The organism is Azospirillum palustre (genome assembly GCF_002573965.1).
Classification (GTDB): Bacteria; Pseudomonadota; Alphaproteobacteria; order Azospirillales; family Azospirillaceae; genus Azospirillum; species Azospirillum palustre.
Map to the genome: position 1 here is coordinate 14,293 of NZ_PDKW01000041.1, position 16,259 is coordinate 30,551.

13 protein-coding genes are annotated in these 16,259 nt (G+C 67.5%); 4 read left to right on the forward strand and 9 right to left on the reverse strand.

Translation table 11 applies throughout. From position 1 onward, the window contains the following. Positions 1-18 precede the first annotated feature (18 nt). Positions 19-924: a class A beta-lactamase gene (bla, locus tag CRT60_RS13995; protein ID WP_098737055.1), complete on the reverse strand. Its 906-nt coding sequence runs from the start codon at positions 922-924 to the stop codon at positions 19-21. Positions 925-1,085: 161 nt separating this feature from the next. Here bla and CRT60_RS14000 point away from each other — a divergent pair, with 161 nt between their 5' ends. Together CRT60_RS14000 and CRT60_RS14005 are read left to right on the forward strand one after the other, a co-directional pair. Further along, on the forward strand, positions 1,086-1,322 hold the full coding sequence (locus CRT60_RS14000) for a hypothetical protein (protein WP_098737056.1): 237 nt from the start codon (positions 1,086-1,088) through the stop codon (positions 1,320-1,322). A 121-nt stretch (positions 1,323-1,443) separates the two neighbouring features. After that, positions 1,444-2,067: a glutathione S-transferase family protein gene (locus CRT60_RS14005; RefSeq protein WP_098737057.1), complete on the forward strand. Its 624-nt coding sequence runs from the start codon at positions 1,444-1,446 to the stop codon at positions 2,065-2,067. 71 nt (positions 2,068-2,138) lie between these two features. Here CRT60_RS14005 and CRT60_RS14010 read toward each other — a convergent pair whose 3' ends face one another. The 7 genes from CRT60_RS14010 to CRT60_RS14040 all read right to left on the reverse strand — a co-directional run bounded on the left by CRT60_RS14010 (position 2,139) and on the right by CRT60_RS14040 (position 10,538). Further along, positions 2,139-3,368 (reverse strand): phenylacetate--CoA ligase family protein, encoded by a 1,230-nt coding sequence (locus CRT60_RS14010; protein ID WP_098737058.1) that lies wholly within the window; start codon positions 3,366-3,368, stop codon positions 2,139-2,141. Between the two features lie 85 nt (positions 3,369-3,453). After that, complete coding sequence (locus CRT60_RS14015) at positions 3,454-4,308, reverse strand: ABC transporter ATP-binding protein (protein ID WP_193548432.1); 855 nt, start codon at positions 4,306-4,308, stop codon at positions 3,454-3,456. A 76-nt stretch (positions 4,309-4,384) separates the two neighbouring features. Then, positions 4,385-5,677 (reverse strand): ABC transporter substrate-binding protein, encoded by a 1,293-nt coding sequence (locus CRT60_RS14020; protein WP_098737848.1) that lies wholly within the window; start codon positions 5,675-5,677, stop codon positions 4,385-4,387. 53 nt (positions 5,678-5,730) lie between these two features. After that, complete coding sequence (locus CRT60_RS14025) at positions 5,731-6,804, reverse strand: branched-chain amino acid ABC transporter permease (RefSeq protein WP_098737059.1); 1,074 nt, start codon at positions 6,802-6,804, stop codon at positions 5,731-5,733. 7 nt (positions 6,805-6,811) lie between these two features. After that, positions 6,812-7,699, reverse strand: a complete 888-nt coding sequence (locus tag CRT60_RS14030) for a branched-chain amino acid ABC transporter permease (RefSeq protein ID WP_098737060.1) — start codon at positions 7,697-7,699, stop codon at positions 6,812-6,814. A gap of 11 nt (positions 7,700-7,710) precedes the next feature. After that, a complete protein-coding gene (locus CRT60_RS14035; protein ID WP_098737061.1) occupies positions 7,711-9,645 on the reverse strand; it encodes a long-chain fatty acid--CoA ligase in 1,935 nt (644 codons plus the stop codon). Then, entirely contained in the window at positions 9,645-10,538 is an 894-nt protein-coding gene (locus tag CRT60_RS14040) for an ABC transporter ATP-binding protein (protein WP_204561907.1), read from the reverse strand. Before CRT60_RS14040 ends, CRT60_RS14035 begins: the two co-directional genes overlap by 1 nt. A gap of 200 nt (positions 10,539-10,738) precedes the next feature. Here CRT60_RS14040 and CRT60_RS14045 point away from each other — a divergent pair, with 200 nt between their 5' ends. Together CRT60_RS14045 and CRT60_RS14050 are read left to right on the forward strand one after the other, a co-directional pair. Then, positions 10,739-12,496: an AMP-binding protein gene (locus tag CRT60_RS14045; protein WP_244592499.1), complete on the forward strand. Its 1,758-nt coding sequence runs from the start codon at positions 10,739-10,741 to the stop codon at positions 12,494-12,496. Positions 12,497-12,573: 77 nt separating this feature from the next. Further along, a complete protein-coding gene (locus tag CRT60_RS14050; RefSeq protein ID WP_098737062.1) occupies positions 12,574-13,143 on the forward strand; it encodes a TetR/AcrR family transcriptional regulator in 570 nt (189 codons plus the stop codon). A 4-nt stretch (positions 13,144-13,147) separates the two neighbouring features. Here the strand turns inward: CRT60_RS14050 and CRT60_RS14055 are convergent, their stop codons facing one another. Next, positions 13,148-16,114, reverse strand: coding sequence for a methyl-accepting chemotaxis protein (locus CRT60_RS14055; protein ID WP_098737063.1), 2,967 nt, complete (start codon positions 16,112-16,114; stop codon positions 13,148-13,150). Positions 16,115-16,259 lie beyond the last annotated feature (145 nt).

The window sequence follows — 16,259 nt, forward strand, 5'->3', positions numbered from 1 at the left end:
GCCTGCCCTCTCTCTGCCTCAGCCGATCATCCCGGCCACTGCCCGCGCCACATCGGCATGGATGGCGTCCTGCTGCTTGAAGTCCTTCGCGGTGTGGGTCAGGTAGCTGGCGACCAGCAGCGGCGCGCGGCCCTCCGGCCACAGGATGGCGATGTCGTTGGCGGTGCCGTTGGTGCCGGTCCCCGTCTTGTCGCCGACCCGCCAGCCAGCCGGCAGCCCGGCGCGCAGACGCTTGTCGCCTGTCTTGTTGGCGACCATCCAGTCGGTCAGCTGCTTGCGGGACTCCGGCCGCAGCACGTCGCCGACCAGCAGCCGCTCCATGCTGCGCACCATGGCGGCCGGCGTGGTGGTGTCGCGCGGATCGCCGGGGATGGCTGTGTTCAGGCTCGGCTCATTGCGGTCCAGCCGCGTGACCTTGTCGCCGATGCCGCGCAGGAAGGCGGTGAGGCCGGCCGGGTTGCCGACGCCGGGCAGCAGCAGGTTCGCCGCGACATTGTCGCTGAGCGTCATCGCCGCCTCGCACAGTTCGGACACTGTCGGCGGCGTGCCGTTCAGCCGGGTCTCAGAGAAGGGCGCGTAGGGGACCAGATCGGCCTTGGTCACCGGAATCCGCCGGTCCAGCCGCTCCTTGCCCTGGTCCACCGTCTTCAGGACGGCGGCGGCCAAAAGAAATTTGAAGGTGCTGCACATCGGGAACCGCTCGTCCCCGCGCCAGTCCTGCAGCCGGCCGTTTGCGCTGTCGAGCACCGCGACGCCCAGACGGCCGCCGGTGCGCCCCTCCAGCTCGGTCATGCGCGCTGCGAACGCATCGCTTCCCGTGGCTTTCCCGCCTTTGTTCCTGCCGGCTTCCGCAGCCTGCGCCCCGGCCGCCGACAGCAGCAGAACCCCGCCTGTCGCCGCCAGGAACCCCCGCCTTCCGATCATTCCAACCTCCCTCTGCATCGTTGCGATGGCCGGACGATAGAAATCCCGGCGGGGGCCGGCAAACGAGCTTTCCTCGCGGAAGACCCAAATTAAACTTATGCCTTGCCGGGGCATCGCCATGGCAGGCTATGGGCGCCGCGGATCAGGAAGGGAACAGGCCGATGCCTTTGCGTCAGGAGATGGAAACGGACCGTTTCGAGGCGACGGCCGAGGATGGCAGCGTCCATGCGGTGGTCGAGACGACCAGCTACATCCAGATGGTGACCTTCCGCGGACCCGCCGGCTGGGTGCCGGAGGGCAAGAGCTATCGCCTGGACGGCGGCGACGCGGTGGAGCAGACGGCGGACGGCGGCTTCCGCATCGCCGCATCGGGGCTGGCGATCCGGCGGACAGCTTGAGTGCACCCTTGGGTGAGTCCGCCCGCGCTTTCCGCTGGCGTGGCCGGGGCGGTTGAGGCCATCCTCCCGGCAACACCGGCCCCGACCCGTTCGGGACTGCTAAATCAGGGAGACAGAGATCGTGACCGCGCCCTTCATCCTCTACGGCAACGTGAATTCCCAGCCCGCGACCCGCATCGCGCTGTTCTTCCGGCTGGCTGGAATCCCCTTCCAGTACCGTCACCTCGATCTGCGCGCCGGTCAGCAGAAGTCGCCGGAGTATCAGGCGATCAACCGCTTCGGCCGGGTGCCGACGCTGGTCCACGGCGACCATTCGATCTCCGAATCCAGCGTGATCCTGACCTATCTGGCGGAACAGACCGGCCAGTTCGGCGGCCGCGACGAGGCCGAGACACTGCGCCTCGCCGAATGGCTGAGCTGGCTGGCCGACGTGCTGCTGCCGGTCCAGCGCGCCCGCGCCGTGCGCAAGTTCAACGGCGATGCCAACGCCCTGCCCTGGCTCGACGGCGCGGCGGCCAGCGGGTTGAAGCTGTTCGACCAGCATCTCGCCGGCCACAGCTATATCCAGAGCGAACGCCTGACCATCGCCGACATCTTCGCCTTCCCCTGGATCGACCTGCTGAGCGAATCGGGGATCGAGGAGAAGGACTATCCGAACGTCAAGGCCTGGGCCGACCGCATCCGCGCACAGCCGGGCTACAAGCCGCAGTATGAGCTGGTGCCGCAGGCCGACGCGGAGTGCTGAGGTAGGAAGACGGACGGTTGCGGCGGTCCCCCGCCGCGACCGTTCAGCCCCGCACAGTCACACCCGCACATTCACCCCCGCGTGTCGTCGATCACCTTGCCGTCGTTGGGCAGGCTTGCCGGCGCCACGAACTCCACCGTTCCCTTCAGCTTCGTCACCGACGCCAGGGTCTCGCGGACGGCGGCGGCGAGACCCTCGCCGCTCTCCTCCGCTTCGCAGCGGAGCGTCATGGTGTCGCTGGCGTCCTGGCGGCCGACGACCAAGCGGGCGCGGCCGAGCTGGGGATGGCGGCGCAGCACCTCGGCGACCTGGCTCGGGTGGACGAACATGCCCTTGACCTTGGTGGTCTGGTCGGCGCGGCCCATCCAGCCCTTCAGCCGCATGTTGGTCCGGCCGCAGGGGCTGGTGCCCGGCAGCACCGCCGACAGGTCGCCGGTGGCGAAGCGGATCAGCGGATAGGCCGGGTTGAAGATGGTCACCACCACCTCGCCGACCTCGCCGTCGGGAACCGGGTCGCCGGTGCCGGGACGGACGATCTCGACGATGCAGCCCTCGTTCACCACCAGACCGGAGCGCGCCCGGGTCTCGTAGGCGACGATGCCGAGATCGGCGGTGCCATAGCTCTGGTAGACGTCCAGCCCGCGCGCCTCGTAGAAGGCGCGGGCGTCGGGCAGATAGGGGCCGCCCGACACGGCGGCGATGCGGATGGAGGAGACGTCCAGCCCCAGCGCGTCGCCCTTCTCCAGGATGATCTTCAGGAAGTCGGGCGTGCCGATGTAGCCGCGCGGCTTCAGGCTGGCGACCACCTGGGCCTGCATCTCGGTGTTGCCGGTGCCGGCGGGGATGACGGTGCAGCCGAGGGCGTGCGCGCCTGTCTCGAACATCGAGCCGGCGGGGGTCAGGTGATAGGCGAAGCAGTTGTGGGCGAGGTCGCCGCCGCGAAAGCCGGCGGCGAACAGCGCGCGGGCGCTGCGCCAGGGATCGACGCCATGCGGCTCCGGATCGTGGATCGGGCCGGGAGAGGCGAAGACGCGGGCCAGCCGGCCGATCTCCACCGCCGCCAGACCGCCGAAGGGCGGGTGGGCCTGCTGCAACGCGATCATATCGGATTTCCGCGTCACCGGCAGGGTGGCCAGCGCGTTGCGATCATGAATCGACGCCGGGTCGATCCCGGCCAGCAACTGGCGGAAATAGGGGGCCGCGTCCTTGGCGTGGTGCAGATGGGCAGGCAATGCCGCGAACTGCTCGGCCTCGCGCCGGTCGGAGGAACGGGTTTCGAGGTCGTCGTAGAAATCGGTCATGGTCGTTCGTCCGTTCAGGGGTCGGCCGATCAGGTTTTGGCATCGGCGGCGGGACCGTCGGCGATGCGACGCCCCGCCACTCCCCTCAAATCCAGCGCTTGCGGCGCTTGAAGCTCTTCAGGTTCTTGAAGCTCTTGCGCTCTTCATTGCCGCCGCCGAGGTAGAATTCTTTCACGTCCTCGTTGTTGCGCAGCTCTTCGGCGGTGCCGTCCAGCACGACCTTGCCGTTCTCCATGATGTAGCCGCGGGTCGCAGCCTGGAGGGCCATGCGGGCGTTCTGCTCCACCAGCAGGATGGTGACGCCAAGGTCCTTGTTGATCTGCTGGACTATGCTGAACACCTCCTTCACCATCAGCGGCGACAGGCCCATGCTCGGCTCGTCCATCAGGATCAGCTTCGGCCGGGCCATCATCGCGCGGCCGATGGCCAGCATCTGCTGCTCACCGCCGGACAGGTAGCCGGCAAGGCCGGTGCGCTCCTTCAACCGGGGGAAATACTGGAACACCATGTCCAGGTCGTCCTTCACCCCATTGTCGCGGCGGGTGTAGGCGCCCAGGCGCAGGTTTTCCAGGCAGGTCATGTCGGCGATGATGCGCCGGCCCTCCATCACCTGGAAGATGCCCTTGCGGACGATCTGGTCGGGATCGATGCCGTTGATGCGCTCGCCGTTGAAGGTGATGTCGCCGCGGGTGACCTCGCCGTCCTCGGTCTTCAACAGGCCGGAGATCGCCTTCAGCGTCGTCGATTTGCCGGCGCCGTTGGCGCCGAGCAGGGCCACGATCTCGCCCTCCGGCACCTCCAGGCTGAGGCCGCGGAGCACGAGGATAACGTCGTTGTAGACGACCTCGATGTTGTTGACGGACAGCATCAGCTTCTTCGCGGCCGTGACCGGCGGTGCGACTGGAGCGTTGGTCGAAGCGGCCGTGGCGGTGTTCAGCATGCGGCACCTGAACTGTTCGTAAAGATCGGGGGCGCCCCCGCCGGAAAGAAGGCGGAGGCGCCGCGTGCTTATCGGCTTACCAGCCCAGCCATTCCGGCTTGCGCGGAACGTCGACGGTGGTCAGCTTCTCCAGCTTGATGGTGCCGGCCTTGACCAGCTCGTCCACCCCGGCACCGGTTTCGCCCGACACCTTGGCGCGGTAGATGTTGACCGCCGTCATGCCGCGGTGATCGGTATCGGTCCAGGTGGAGGGAACACAGACGCCCTCCAGACCGGCCGGCACCCAGTCCTTCTTCTGGTACATCGCCTTGCGGATGTTCGGACCGGTGACGCCGCCGTTGGCCGAGGCCCAGTCCATCGCCTCCTTCATGTAGAAGGCGGTGCAGACGCCGGCCATGTAATGCACCGGACGATAGGCGTTGCCCGACGCGTCGGAGATCCTGGAGATGTCCTTCAGCGTCTTCATGCCCGGCGCGTCGCCGTTCCAGGTGACGGCGGTGCGCATCGGGAACACCACGCCGTCGGCGGCCGAGCCGGCGGCCTTGGCGGCATTCTCGTCCATGCCCCAGACGTTGCCCATGAACTGCACCTTGGCGCCGACCGTCTGGCAGGCCTTCAGCACCGAGATGTTGGAGCCGGCGGTGTTGCCGAGATAGGCGTAGTTGACGCCGGACTGCTTCAGCGTCAGGCACTGGGCGGTGTAGTCGCCGGGGGTGAGCGCGAACTGCACGGCCGGCAGCACGTCGAAGCCCAGCTCCTTGGCCAGCTGCTCGCCGGCATCCTTGGGCGCGTTGGGATAGGGATGGTTGGCGCCCATGTGGACGTATTTCGGCTTGCCCTGGCCGCCCTGCTTCTTCCAGTCCTCCGCCGCCCAGGTCAGCATGCCGCGCAGCGCGTCGGAATAGGAGGGACCGTAGAAGAAGTTGTAGGGCGCCGGCTTGGAGCCGTGCGGACCCTTGCCGGTCGGGTCGGTCAGGTGACCGGAATAGGAACCGGAATAGGCCGGGATCTCGTCCTTGCCGACGAAGCCGGTCAGCGCCTCGGTGTCGGCGGTGCCCCAGCCCTGGAGTGCCGCGATCTTGTCGCTGCCCGACGACCACTTCTTGTACTGGCTGATGGCGCGCGGCGCCTGATAGCCGTAATCGACACTGTCGACCGCCAGCTTGGTGCCGTTGATGCCGCCCTTGGCGTTGATGTAGGCCAGCGCGTCCGCGACGCCCTGCGCATAGGGCACGCCGACGTCGGAGGTGGCGCCGGACTGGTCCGCCAGATGGCCGACCGGGATGTCGGCCCAAGCGGAGGTGACGCCAGTGGCGGAGGTCGCCAGCAGGAGGGCAGAGGTCGCGAAGAGCGCGGTCTTGATCGACATGGTGCGTTGACTCCCCAGTCTGTTCTGTTTGTTGATCAGCAAAAGCGTACGCATCAGTGCGAGAAGGGATAGAGCTTCCAGTAGGCCTTGATCTGCTTCCAGCGGTGGGCCAGCCCATCGGGCTCGAACACGAGGAACAGGATGATGACGAGGCCGATCGACATCTCGCGCAGGAAGGCGATGTTGTCCTTCAGGTTCAGCGCGGTATCGAGCGCGGTGCCGCTCACCATCTTGGTCAGCGCCTGCATCGCTTCCGGCAGGAAGACCATGAAGGCGGTGCCCATCAGCGTGCCCATGATCGAGCCCAGCCCGCCGATGATGATCATGCCCAGGAACTGGATCGAGAAGAGGATGGTGAAGCCCTCGACCGACACGAACTGGAGGTAGTGGGCGTACAGCGCGCCGCCGATGCCGGCGTAGAAGGCGGAGATGCCGAAGGACATCGTCCGGTACTTCGTCAGGTTGATGCCCATGATCTCGGCGGAGAGATAATGGTCGCGCACCGCCACCAGGGCGCGGCCGTCGCGGGTCCGCATCAGGTTGGTGGCGAGGATGTACATCACCACCAGGGCCACCAGCGCCACGTAGAAGAAGCGCTCGTCGGTGTCGAAGGCGAAGCCGAAGATGGTCAGCGGCTCGGCGATGGTGCCGGCGGTGCCGCCGGTGAACCAGTCGGCACGGGCGAAGAAGTCCTGCAGGATGTACTGCGCCGCCAGCGTGGCGATGGCGAGATACAGGCCCTTCAGCCGCGCCGCCGGCATGCCGAACAAGAGGCCGACCAGCGTGGTGATCACGCCCGCCAGCGGAATGGCCAGCGCCACCGGGACGCCGACACTGTTGCTGAGCCAGGCCGAGGCGAAGGCGCCGAAGCCGAAGAAGGCGGAATGGCCGATGGAGATCTGGCCGGTGAAGCCGACCAGGATGTTCAGGCCGAGCGCCGCGATGCCGAGATAGCTGATCTGGATCAGCAGGCTGAGCCAGTAGCGGTCCATGAAGGCCGGGCAGGCCAGCAGCAGGACCACGCCCAGGATCGCGAAGTTGCGGCTGGTTCTGGTCGGGAAAATGGTGGTGTCGGACCCGTAGGACGTCTTGTAATCGCCGCTCGGGATGATGCTGACGGATGCCATGGGGGCCTCACACGCGCTCGATGTCTTTGGTGCCGAACAGGCCGTAGGGCTTGATCATCAGGATGGCGATCAGAACGTAGAAGGGTGCGATCTCGTACATGTTGCCCCAGTTCAGCCACTGGCTGTCCAGGTAGTGGGCCATGTTCTCCAGCACGCCGACGATCAGCCCGCCGACCACGGCGCCGATGACGCTGTCCAGCCCGCCGAGGATCACCGCCGGGAACACCTTGATGCCGAAGAAGGACAGCGCCGACGACACGCCGTTGACCACGCCCACCGTGACGCCGGCCACCGCCGACACCATGGCGGAGATCGCCCAGCTCATCGCGAACATGTGGCGGACCGAGATGCCCAGCGACTGCGCCACCTGCTGGTCGAAGGCGGTGGCCCGCATGGCGAGACCGGTCCGCGAGTATTTGAAGAACCAGCCGAAGCCCGCCATGATCAGGATCGAGATGAGCAGCGACATGACGTAGACGGTCTGCACCTCCAGCCCGAACAGGTTCATGGTGGGGCTGGCGAAGATCGGCGGGAAAGGCTTGGCGAAGACGCCGAACATCCATTTCATCGCCGCCTGGAAGACGATGGACAGGCCGATGGTCACCATGATGACGGAGATGATCGGCTCGCCGATCATCGGCCGCAGCACGACGATCTGCAGGATGACGCCGAAGGCCAGCATGAAGGCCAGCGTGATCGGGAAGCCGATCCAGAAGGGCAGCTGCCAGTGGGTCAGCAGCCACCAGCAGGTCCAGGCGCCGATCAGCAGGAATTCGCCCTGCGCGAAGTTGACGATGCGGCTGGCCTTGTAGATCAGCACGAAGGACATGGCGACCACGCCATACAGCGCGCCGACGATCAGGCCGTTGACGAGAAGCTGAAACAGAAGGGTCATGGCGTTTCCCCTCAGGCGGCCTGCCGCTGCGCGCCCTTCGGCGGCAGCAGGTCGATGACGGTCAGGGTGGTGCGGATGCGCTGCTTGGTGCCGTCCTGGAAGGCAATCGTGGTGTCCACGTCGATCTTCGGCTGGCCGGTATAGATGCTGTCGATGATGGTGCCGTACTTCTCGGCGATGACGCCGCGGCGCACCTTGCGGGTGCGGGTCAGTTCGCCGTCGTCGGCATCCAGCTCCTTGTAGAGCAGCAGGAACTTGGAGATGCGCTGATACTCGGGCAGCGTCTGGTTCACCCGCTCCACCTCCGCCCGCAGCAGGTCGTAGACCTCCTGCTTCGACGACAGGTCGGAATATGTGGTGAAGGCGATGCGGTTCTTCTCCGCCCACTTCGACACGATGGGGAAGCGTATGCAGATGATCGCCGACAGATAGTCGCGCTTGTCGCCCAGGATCACCGCCTCGGCCACATACGGCGAGAACTTCAGCTTGTTCTCGATGTATTGCGGGCTGAAGCGGTCGCCCTGGGCGGTGGTGGCGATGTCCTTGATGCGGTCGATAATGACCAGATGGCCCTTCTTGTCGAAGAAACCGGCGTCACCCGTATGCATCCAGCCGTCGCGCATGTCGGCGACGGTCGCCTTCTCGTTCCGGTAATAGCCGGCGAACATGTTGGGGTGGCGGGTGACGATCTCGCCGACGCCGTTGTGGTCGGGCTCGATCACCTTGACCTCGATGCCGCCGTCGAACGGCACGCCGACCGTGTCGAAATCCACGTCGGTGCCGCGATGGACGGTGTAGGCGCCCATCGTCTCGGTCTGGCCGTAAATCTGGCGCAGCGGCACGCCCAGCGCCTGGAAGAACTTGAAGGTGTCGGGGCCGAGCGCCGCGCCGCCGGTCGCCGCCGATTTCAGGTTGGTGAAGCCCAGCCGGTCGCGCAGCGCCTTGAACAGGATGGCGTCGGCCATCGCCGAGCGCTGCCCCTTCGCCAGAGCCTCCAGACCCAGCTTCATGCCGAGATCGTACATCTTTTGCTTGAAGGGCGAGGCGTCCATCATGCGGGCGCGCACGTCGGCGGCGATCTGCTCCCACAGGCGCGGGGCGAACAGAACGAAGCTCGGCCCGATCTCCCGGAAGTCGTGCATCATCGTCTCGGCTTCCTCGACGAAGTTCACGCGCATCCGCGACACCATGCCCATGCCGACCGCATAGACCTGTTCCATGATCCAGGACAGCGGCAGGACGGAGACGTAATCGTCCTCCGGCCCCTTGGGATCGGCGGACAGGTAGCTGGCGACATGGCGGATCAGCCGGCCGGCCGGCAGCATCGCCATCTTCGGGTTCGACGTGGTGCCCGAGGTGGTGCAGAGGATGGCGACCTCCTCACCCTTCGTCGCCGCGACCATGCGGTCGTAGAGATCCGGCTGCTGCGCATGCATCTCCTCGCCCATCGCCACCAGATCGGTGACCGGCATCAGGCGGGGGTCGTGGTATTTGCGCATGCCGCGCGGGTCGGAATAGATGATGTGCTGCAGCGTCGGCAGCCGCTCGGCGAGGTTCAGCAGCTTGTCGACCTGCTCCTCGTCCTCGGCGAACACCACTTTCACGTCGGCATAGGTGATGAGGTAGGCGACCTCCTCGTCCAGCGCGTCGCGGTAGATGCCCAGGCTGTAGCCGCGCACCGCATGGGTGGCGATCTCGCCCATCACCCAGTCGGGGCGGTTGTCGCCGAGAAGACCGACGACCTCGCCCGGCACGACGCCGAGCTTGGTCATGCCCAGCGCGAAGGCGCGGACACGGGCATGGACCTGGCTCCAGGTGAAGGTGCGCCAGATGCCGAAATCCTTCTCGCGCATGGCGATGTCGTTGCCATGGTCGCGGGCGTGCAAGGCCAGCAGCTTCGGCAGGGTGTCGTTGGCGGCCAGATCGGGAAGAGCGGTACTGGACATCACGCGACCTCCTTGCGCGGCTGGACCGCCGTCGCCGGCGCCTCTTCCTCGTCGTCCTCGCCCAGATAGGCGCGGCGGACGCGGGGATCGGCCAGGACCTCCTCCGGCTTGCCTTCGGCGATCTTCTTGCCGAATTCCAGCACCATCACCCGGTGCGAGATGTCCATGACAACGCCCATGTCGTGCTCGATCATGACCACGGTCATGCCGAACTCCTCGTTGAGGTCGACGATGTAGCGGGCCATGTCCTCCTTCTCTTCCAGGTTCATGCCGGCCATCGGCTCGTCCAGCAGGATCAGGTCCGGCTTCAGCGCGATGGCGCGGGCCAGCTCCACCCGCTTGCGCAGGCCGTAGGACAGGGTGCCGGCGGTCGCCTTGCGCACATGCTGGATTTCGAGGAAATCGATGATCTCCTCCACCTCGCGGCGGTGGGACAGCTCCTCCTTCCTGGCGCCGGTCAGCCAGTAGAGCGACCCGGTCAGGAAGTTGTTCTTCAGCAGGTGATGGCGGCCGACCATGATGTTGTCGAGCACGGTCATGTGCCCGAACAGCGCCAGATTCTGGAAGGTGCGGCCGATGCCGAGCGCGGCGCGGTGGTTCGGGGTCATCCCCGTCACGTCGCGGCCCTTGAAATAGACCTTGCCGTCGGTCGGACGGTAGCGGCCGGAGATGCAGTTGACCATCGAGGTCTTGCCGGCCCCGTTGGGACCGATGATCGAGAACAACTCGCCCTTACGGATGCCGAAACTGACGTCGGTCAGCGCATGGACGCCCCCGAAGCGCAGATTGACGCCCCGAGCCTCGAAGATGGTCTCCGCCTGGGTGGTGGGCGACTTTTGGCCAAGGGAATTTTGGCCAGGGCCGGGGTGTGGTGCGACGGGCGCGCCTGACATTTCCTCCTCCGTTGCTGTTGGTACCGCTTCTCGGGGTCACGATCCGGCTCTTTGGCGGCCGGCTGGGTCCATATTGTGGACCGTTTCATGAGCAACTTCCGCACTATATACCGGGCTGCGGTCTGTTTTCAACACTGACATTCCGCCAGTGCATGTTTTTTGTTGCGATAAGGCGACGCACGTTCCATATGATGGACCTCATGAGCAGTCATGCAGACATCGTCCCCACCCCGGCCGCTTCCCCCGCCACTCCGGGCGCGGCGGGTGGCACGCAAAGCCTGGAACGCGCCATCGCGCTGCTGCGCGCGGTCGCCGACGCCGAAACCGACGGCGCGCGGCTGGCCGATCTGATGACCGGGGTCGGGTTGTCGAAGGCCACCGCGCACCGGCTGCTGATGGCGCTGGCGCGCGACGGGCTGGTGGAGCAGGACAGCCGCAGCAAGCGCTATCACCTGGGTCCCGATCTGGTGGCGCTGGGCGATCTGGCGGCCCTGCGGCACCGCCCGCCGGCACCGCCTCCCCCCCCTGCTGCCCCGCTCCAGCCGCCGGAGGCCGCGGCACCGGTGGCCGTGCAGCCCTCGCCGCCCGTCCTGATGGTGAGGCCGTCGGCCTTCCTGCGGCCGGAATACCGCGGCGACTCCATCGCGCTGGCGGCGTTGCTGTGCGACCGCCATGTCCGCGCCGCCGACGGCGCACGGGCGGCGCTGCTGCATGAAAGCGTCGCCGGACAGACGACGGAGCTGAGCTTCGCCCGGCTGGCGCGCGATTCGGCGCGCTTCGCCGCCGTGCTGGCCGGCATGGGGGTGGGGCCGGGCGACCGGGTGGCGGTGCTGCTGCCGAAGGGGCCGGAGTTGCTGATCACCGCGCTGGCGATCTGGCGGCTGGGCGGCGTCTACATGCCGCTGTTCACCACCTACACCGCCTCGGCCGTCGCCTACCGGCTGGCCGACAGCGACGCGCGGGCCATCGTCACCAACGGCTTCCTGCGCCGCAAGGTGCCGCGCGACAACACCCGCCCGGTGGTGACGGTGGAGGGCGACGAGGCCTTCGGTCCCGACGCCGTGCCCTTCTGGTCGTCGCTGCACGAGGCCGCCCCGCTGGCCGAGGTGGCGCGCTACCGCGAGGGCGACGCCTTCGCCCTGATCTACACCTCTGAGTCGGAGCCGACGCCGCTCGGCGTCTCGCTGCCGGTCAAGGCGCTGTCGGGAATCGAGCAGTACATGCGCATCGGTCTCGACCTGCGCGACGACGACATCTACTGGAACATGGCCGATCCCGGCTGGGCCTACGGCGCCTATTACGGTCTGGTCGGGCCGCTGCTGCTGGGACGGACGACGATCTTCTGCGACGGGCCCTACGACGTGCGGCAGGGCTACCGCATGCTGACCAAGTTCGGCGTCACCAACCTGACCGCAGCCCCGTCGCAGATCCGTGCCTGGCACGGTGCCGATCCCGGCGTGTCGCACCAGTTCGCGCTCCGCATCCTGTCGGTGGTGGGCGAACCGCTGCCGCCCGACCTGATCGCCTGGGCCAACCGCACGGTAAAGGTTCCCCTGCTCGACCAGTATGGTCAGCGCGAAACCGGCATCTTCATCGTGAACCGGTACGATCCGGACGGCATCGGCCGCCACGAGTCCGAAGGGTTGGACGGAGGGGATGCTGTCCAGCCGGCAAGCGGCTCGCTCGGCCGGCCGATGCCGGGCTTCCGCGTCGTCATCCTCGACCCCGACGGGCGGGAGGCGCCGGTGGGCGGCGCCGGCGAGATCGCCATCGACGTCGACCACTCGCCGCTGTTCTGGTTCGAATCCTACGCCAACAACCCGGACCGCACCGCCCAGCGCTTCCGCCACGGCCGGCGCTATTACCTGACCGGCGACCGGGCCTTCCTGGACGGCGACGGCAACATCCATTACCGCGGCCGGGCGTCCGACGCGATCCAGATGCAGCAGGGCGAATAGTCACGCCCCCCCCTTTTCGGGTATAGAACGCGTTCGGGCCTGCGGCTGCGGCAATGGGAAGAGCGCGAAGGACGGGTATGGAATCCAAGACGAAGAACCGCGAATCCTGGCTGGCCGCCGCCTTCGCGGCGCTGGCCGAAGGCGGCGTCGACAAGGTGCGGGTGGAGGTGCTGGCGAAGGCCCTGAAGGTCACCAAGGGCAGCTTCTATTGGCATTTCCGCGACCGCACCGAACTGATGAGCGCCCTGCTGGACAGCTGGAAGCTGGGCCGCATCGCCGCGATCAAGGAACAGACCCGGCTGGACGGGCGCGAACCGGCGCAGCAGTTGCGTGACCTGCTGGCGCTCTATGGCGGCAGCAAGCCGCGCGGCATGGCCATCGAGCTGGCGGTGCGCGACTGGGCCCGCCGCGCGCCGGAGGCGGAAAGCGTCATCGCCGAGGTCGACCGCGAACGCCTGCACAGCGTCGCCGGCCTGTTCGTGGCGCTCGGGCTGCCCGCCGACCAGGCCTTCGCCCGCGCCTACCTGTTCTACGCCTTCGCCTTCGGCCAGGGCCTGCTCGCCCCCGGCGCCGCCGCCGACCGGGCCGAGGTGGTGCGGGCGATCTGCGCCGACGTGCTGGTGCCGGCGGCGCAGCCGCAGCCATAAGCCGTCAGGGCATGTAGGCCAGCCGCAGATTGCCCCAGTGGCGGCCGCGCACCATGATCGGCGCATCGACCTCCTTCAGGCGGACCATCTGGCCGCCGCCCATGTCGCGGCGGTAGGCCTGCAACAGGAACGACCGGGTGTTGCGCGCCGCGGCGAGCCCGGAGCGGTCGGCGAAGACACGGCGGTTGCGGCAGTGGGCGGCGTTCCAGACCGCGTCGCCCGGCCGCTGCGGGTCGGAATAGCGGCTGTTGTGGGTCGGCAGGTAGCCGACGGCGTTGACCGCGGCACAGAACTGGATGCGCGGGTTGGAGGCCAGGATCGGCTCCTGGATCGCCGGGAACAGGCGGTCGGTCAGGTCGGTGAAGGGGGCGAGGCACTGTTCCGGCTCCGTGCCGGGAATGGTGGACAGCTCGGTCGAGAACAGGGCCTCCTCGCCGATGCCGCCGCTGGCGAGCGCCCCCTCCAATGCCTTGCCCAGGGCCGCCGCGGCGTCCTGCGCGGTGGCGATGATGGCGGAATCGGCCTCGACCATCGCGTTGTAGGCGCTTTCCAGACGATTGGCCTGAGCGTCCGACAGGTCGTCCAAGGCCAGATGCAGGCCGAGATCGCTGGTTCCAGCGACGATGGCCGGCAGATCGCCGACCTCGCGCAGGGTCACCGTCAGTTTCGTCTGCTCCGGCAGGTCCGACAACCCCTTGCTGTCGATCAGCAGCCCGTCCAGCGACAGGTCGAGCATGGTGACGGTGCGGCGGTCGCCCGCCACGGTCATGACGATCGGCTCCTCGCAGGGGATGCGGTTGGAGACGCGGCGGTCGCCCGCCACCGACTGGCGCAGCGCGATGACCAGCCGGCGCTTGAGGTCGGCCACCGCGCCCTGGGTGTCGGTCATACGGCGGTTGACGTCGGTGGCGATGCCGGTGATCTCGTCGGTCTGGTCGCGGATCCGCAGCACGCTGCCCGAAACCTGGGAGGCGCCGCCGGCGGAGTTGGTGGCGCTGCGCCCGATCTCCGCATTGGCGGCGGACTGCTCCTCCACCGCGGCGGCGGTGGCGGTGGCCGCCTCGTCGATCTCCTCGATCACCGAGATGACGGTCTGGATGGCCTGGACGCTGCCGCCGACCGCATGCTTCAGCTGCTCGATCTGGCGGGCGATGTCCTCGGTCGCCCTGGCGGTCTGGTTGGCCAGCGTCTTGACCTCGCTGGCGACGACGGCGAAGCCCTTGCCGGCTTCCCCCGCCCTGGCGGCCTCGATGGTGGCGTTGAGCGCCAGCAGGTTGGTCTGGCCGGCGATCTCGTTGATGAGGGTAGCGACCTTGGCGATCTCCTCCGTCGCGATCTCCATCCGGCCGATGGCGGAGGCGGAGCCGCGGGCGCTGTCCACCGCACGCCGCGCCACCTCGCTGGAGCGCGCCGCCTGCCGGGCGATTTCCTGCCCGGAGGAATTCAGCTCCTCCGTCGCGGCGGCGACCGACTGGGCGTTGGAACTGGCCTGCTCCGACGCGGCCGACACCACCACGGTGTTCTCGCGCACGACGCCGAGCGCCTCCATCAGATGCTCGATGCCGTCGCCGGCCCGCCGGCTCGCCAGCTCCACGCCCATCCAGGTGGAATCCAGGTCGCTTTCGATGGATTTGCAGGTTTCGAGCAGGGCCTGGCGGGTCAGTGCCTTCTGGCGCAGTTCCGTCTCGTGCTTCTCGTGGATGCCATAGGCCAGCTTCGCCTTCATCGCGTTCAGCTCCGACGCCACGCGCCGGAATTCCGGCACGCCGATGGCGGGCATCGGCTCGGTCAGGGCACCGCTCGAGATGCGCTCGAAGGTGCGCTCCAGGACCGCCAGCGGCCGGCGCAGGTTGCGCAGGATCGCCCAGCCGAACAGGAGGGCGAGCAGGCCGCTCAGCAGCATTGCCGCCACCACTTCGAAGAAACGACTCTTATAGTCCTTTTCGGCTTTCTCGAACTCTTCGCGCGCCACCCGGATCTGAAGCTCCAGCAGGGCGTCGGCCACGCGGTGCAATTCGGCGAAGGTGGGACGGAGGGCGCTGCGCAGGTGGGCGTCCAGCCCGGCCGAGTTCTTCTGCTGCGCCATAGCCAGTGCCGGGCCGATCCCACCCTGGAGGTAGGAGCCGACCAGCGGCTTGAACTTCGCGGCGAGAAGTTCCTCCTCCGGCGTCAGGTAGGTCGCCAGATAGTCGGCCAGCAGCCGCTGCATCGCCGCGGCATTGTCCGACACCTCCTTCTCGACCGCAGCCGGATCGTCGCCGCCGCCGCCGGCCCGCAGATCGGCGGCGAGGTCGGTCAGGCGCTGCCGGCTGTCGCGGGCGAGGTTCTGGATCTCGCCGATCTGATAGGCGGGAACGGTGCGGTCCTCATACACCGTGCGCAGCGACTGGTTGGAGTCCGCCATGCCGTCCAGGCCCAGCCAGCCCGCCAGCAGAATGGCGAAAGCCAGCAGCGCAAACACCGCGGCCATGCGCCCGGACAGGCTCGCCCAGGCGAAGGCGGCGGCCCGTCCGGCGCGGCTGCGGCGCACCAGCATGCCCTCCGACAGCGCCACGGCCGCCCGGTTGTCGCGCATCTCGGCATACAGCCTGTCGGCCGCCGCGATCTCGTCCCGCGACGGCTTGGAGCGGATGGAGATGAAGCCGGTGATGGCGCCATCCTCCATCACCGGCGTGACGTTGGCGCGCACCCAATAGAAATCGCCGCTCTTGGTGCGGTTCTTCACCAGTCCTTCCCAGGGCCGCCCCGCCTTCGCCGTCGCCCACAGATCGGCGAAGGCCTCCTTCGGCATGTGGGGATGGCGGACGATGTTGTGCGGAGCGCCGATCAGCTCATGCTCGTCAAAGCCGCTGATCTCGACGAAAGCCTGGTTCACAAAGGTGATGCGCCCGCCGGTGTCGGTGCGCGACACCAGAGGAACCCCGTCGGTCAGATGAACTTCTCGGTCGGTGATCGGTGTGTTGACGCGCATATCGCGGTTCCGCTCCAGCCATAGCCTCGAACAAGTCGGTCGGGCATGGTGGCGAACCGATAGCAGCAGCATGAAAGCATCGGTCGGCCTCCAGGACCGGAGCTTGCGCTGCAAGCGGCATGCCGCATCATTTTGTCGGTAAACG

What these genes read in the sequence shown, in the direction of transcription:
- CRT60_RS14030 (WP_098737060.1), bottom strand. Translation starts at nt 7,699, where the DNA reads ATGACCCTTCTGTTTCAGCTTCTCGTCAACGGCCTGATCGTCGGCGCG.
- bla (WP_098737055.1), bottom strand. Translation starts at nt 924, where the DNA reads ATGATCGGAAGGCGGGGGTTCCTGGCGGCGACAGGCGGGGTTCTGCTG.
- CRT60_RS14045 (WP_244592499.1), top strand. Translation starts at nt 10,739, where the DNA reads ATGAGCAGTCATGCAGACATCGTCCCCACCCCGGCCGCTTCCCCCGCC.
- CRT60_RS14050 (WP_098737062.1), top strand. Translation starts at nt 12,574, where the DNA reads ATGGAATCCAAGACGAAGAACCGCGAATCCTGGCTGGCCGCCGCCTTC.
- CRT60_RS14010 (WP_098737058.1), bottom strand. Translation starts at nt 3,368, where the DNA reads ATGACCGATTTCTACGACGACCTCGAAACCCGTTCCTCCGACCGGCGC.
- CRT60_RS14055 (WP_098737063.1), bottom strand. Translation starts at nt 16,114, where the DNA reads ATGCGCGTCAACACACCGATCACCGACCGAGAAGTTCATCTGACCGAC.
- CRT60_RS14015 (WP_193548432.1), bottom strand. Translation starts at nt 4,308, where the DNA reads ATGCTGAACACCGCCACGGCCGCTTCGACCAACGCTCCAGTCGCACCG.
- CRT60_RS14020 (WP_098737848.1), bottom strand. Translation starts at nt 5,677, where the DNA reads ATGTCGATCAAGACCGCGCTCTTCGCGACCTCTGCCCTCCTGCTGGCG.
- CRT60_RS14035 (WP_098737061.1), bottom strand. Translation starts at nt 9,645, where the DNA reads ATGTCCAGTACCGCTCTTCCCGATCTGGCCGCCAACGACACCCTGCCG.
- CRT60_RS14040 (WP_204561907.1), bottom strand. Translation starts at nt 10,538, where the DNA reads ATGTCAGGCGCGCCCGTCGCACCACACCCCGGCCCTGGCCAAAATTCC.
- CRT60_RS14025 (WP_098737059.1), bottom strand. Translation starts at nt 6,804, where the DNA reads ATGGCATCCGTCAGCATCATCCCGAGCGGCGATTACAAGACGTCCTAC.
- CRT60_RS14000 (WP_098737056.1), top strand. Translation starts at nt 1,086, where the DNA reads ATGCCTTTGCGTCAGGAGATGGAAACGGACCGTTTCGAGGCGACGGCC.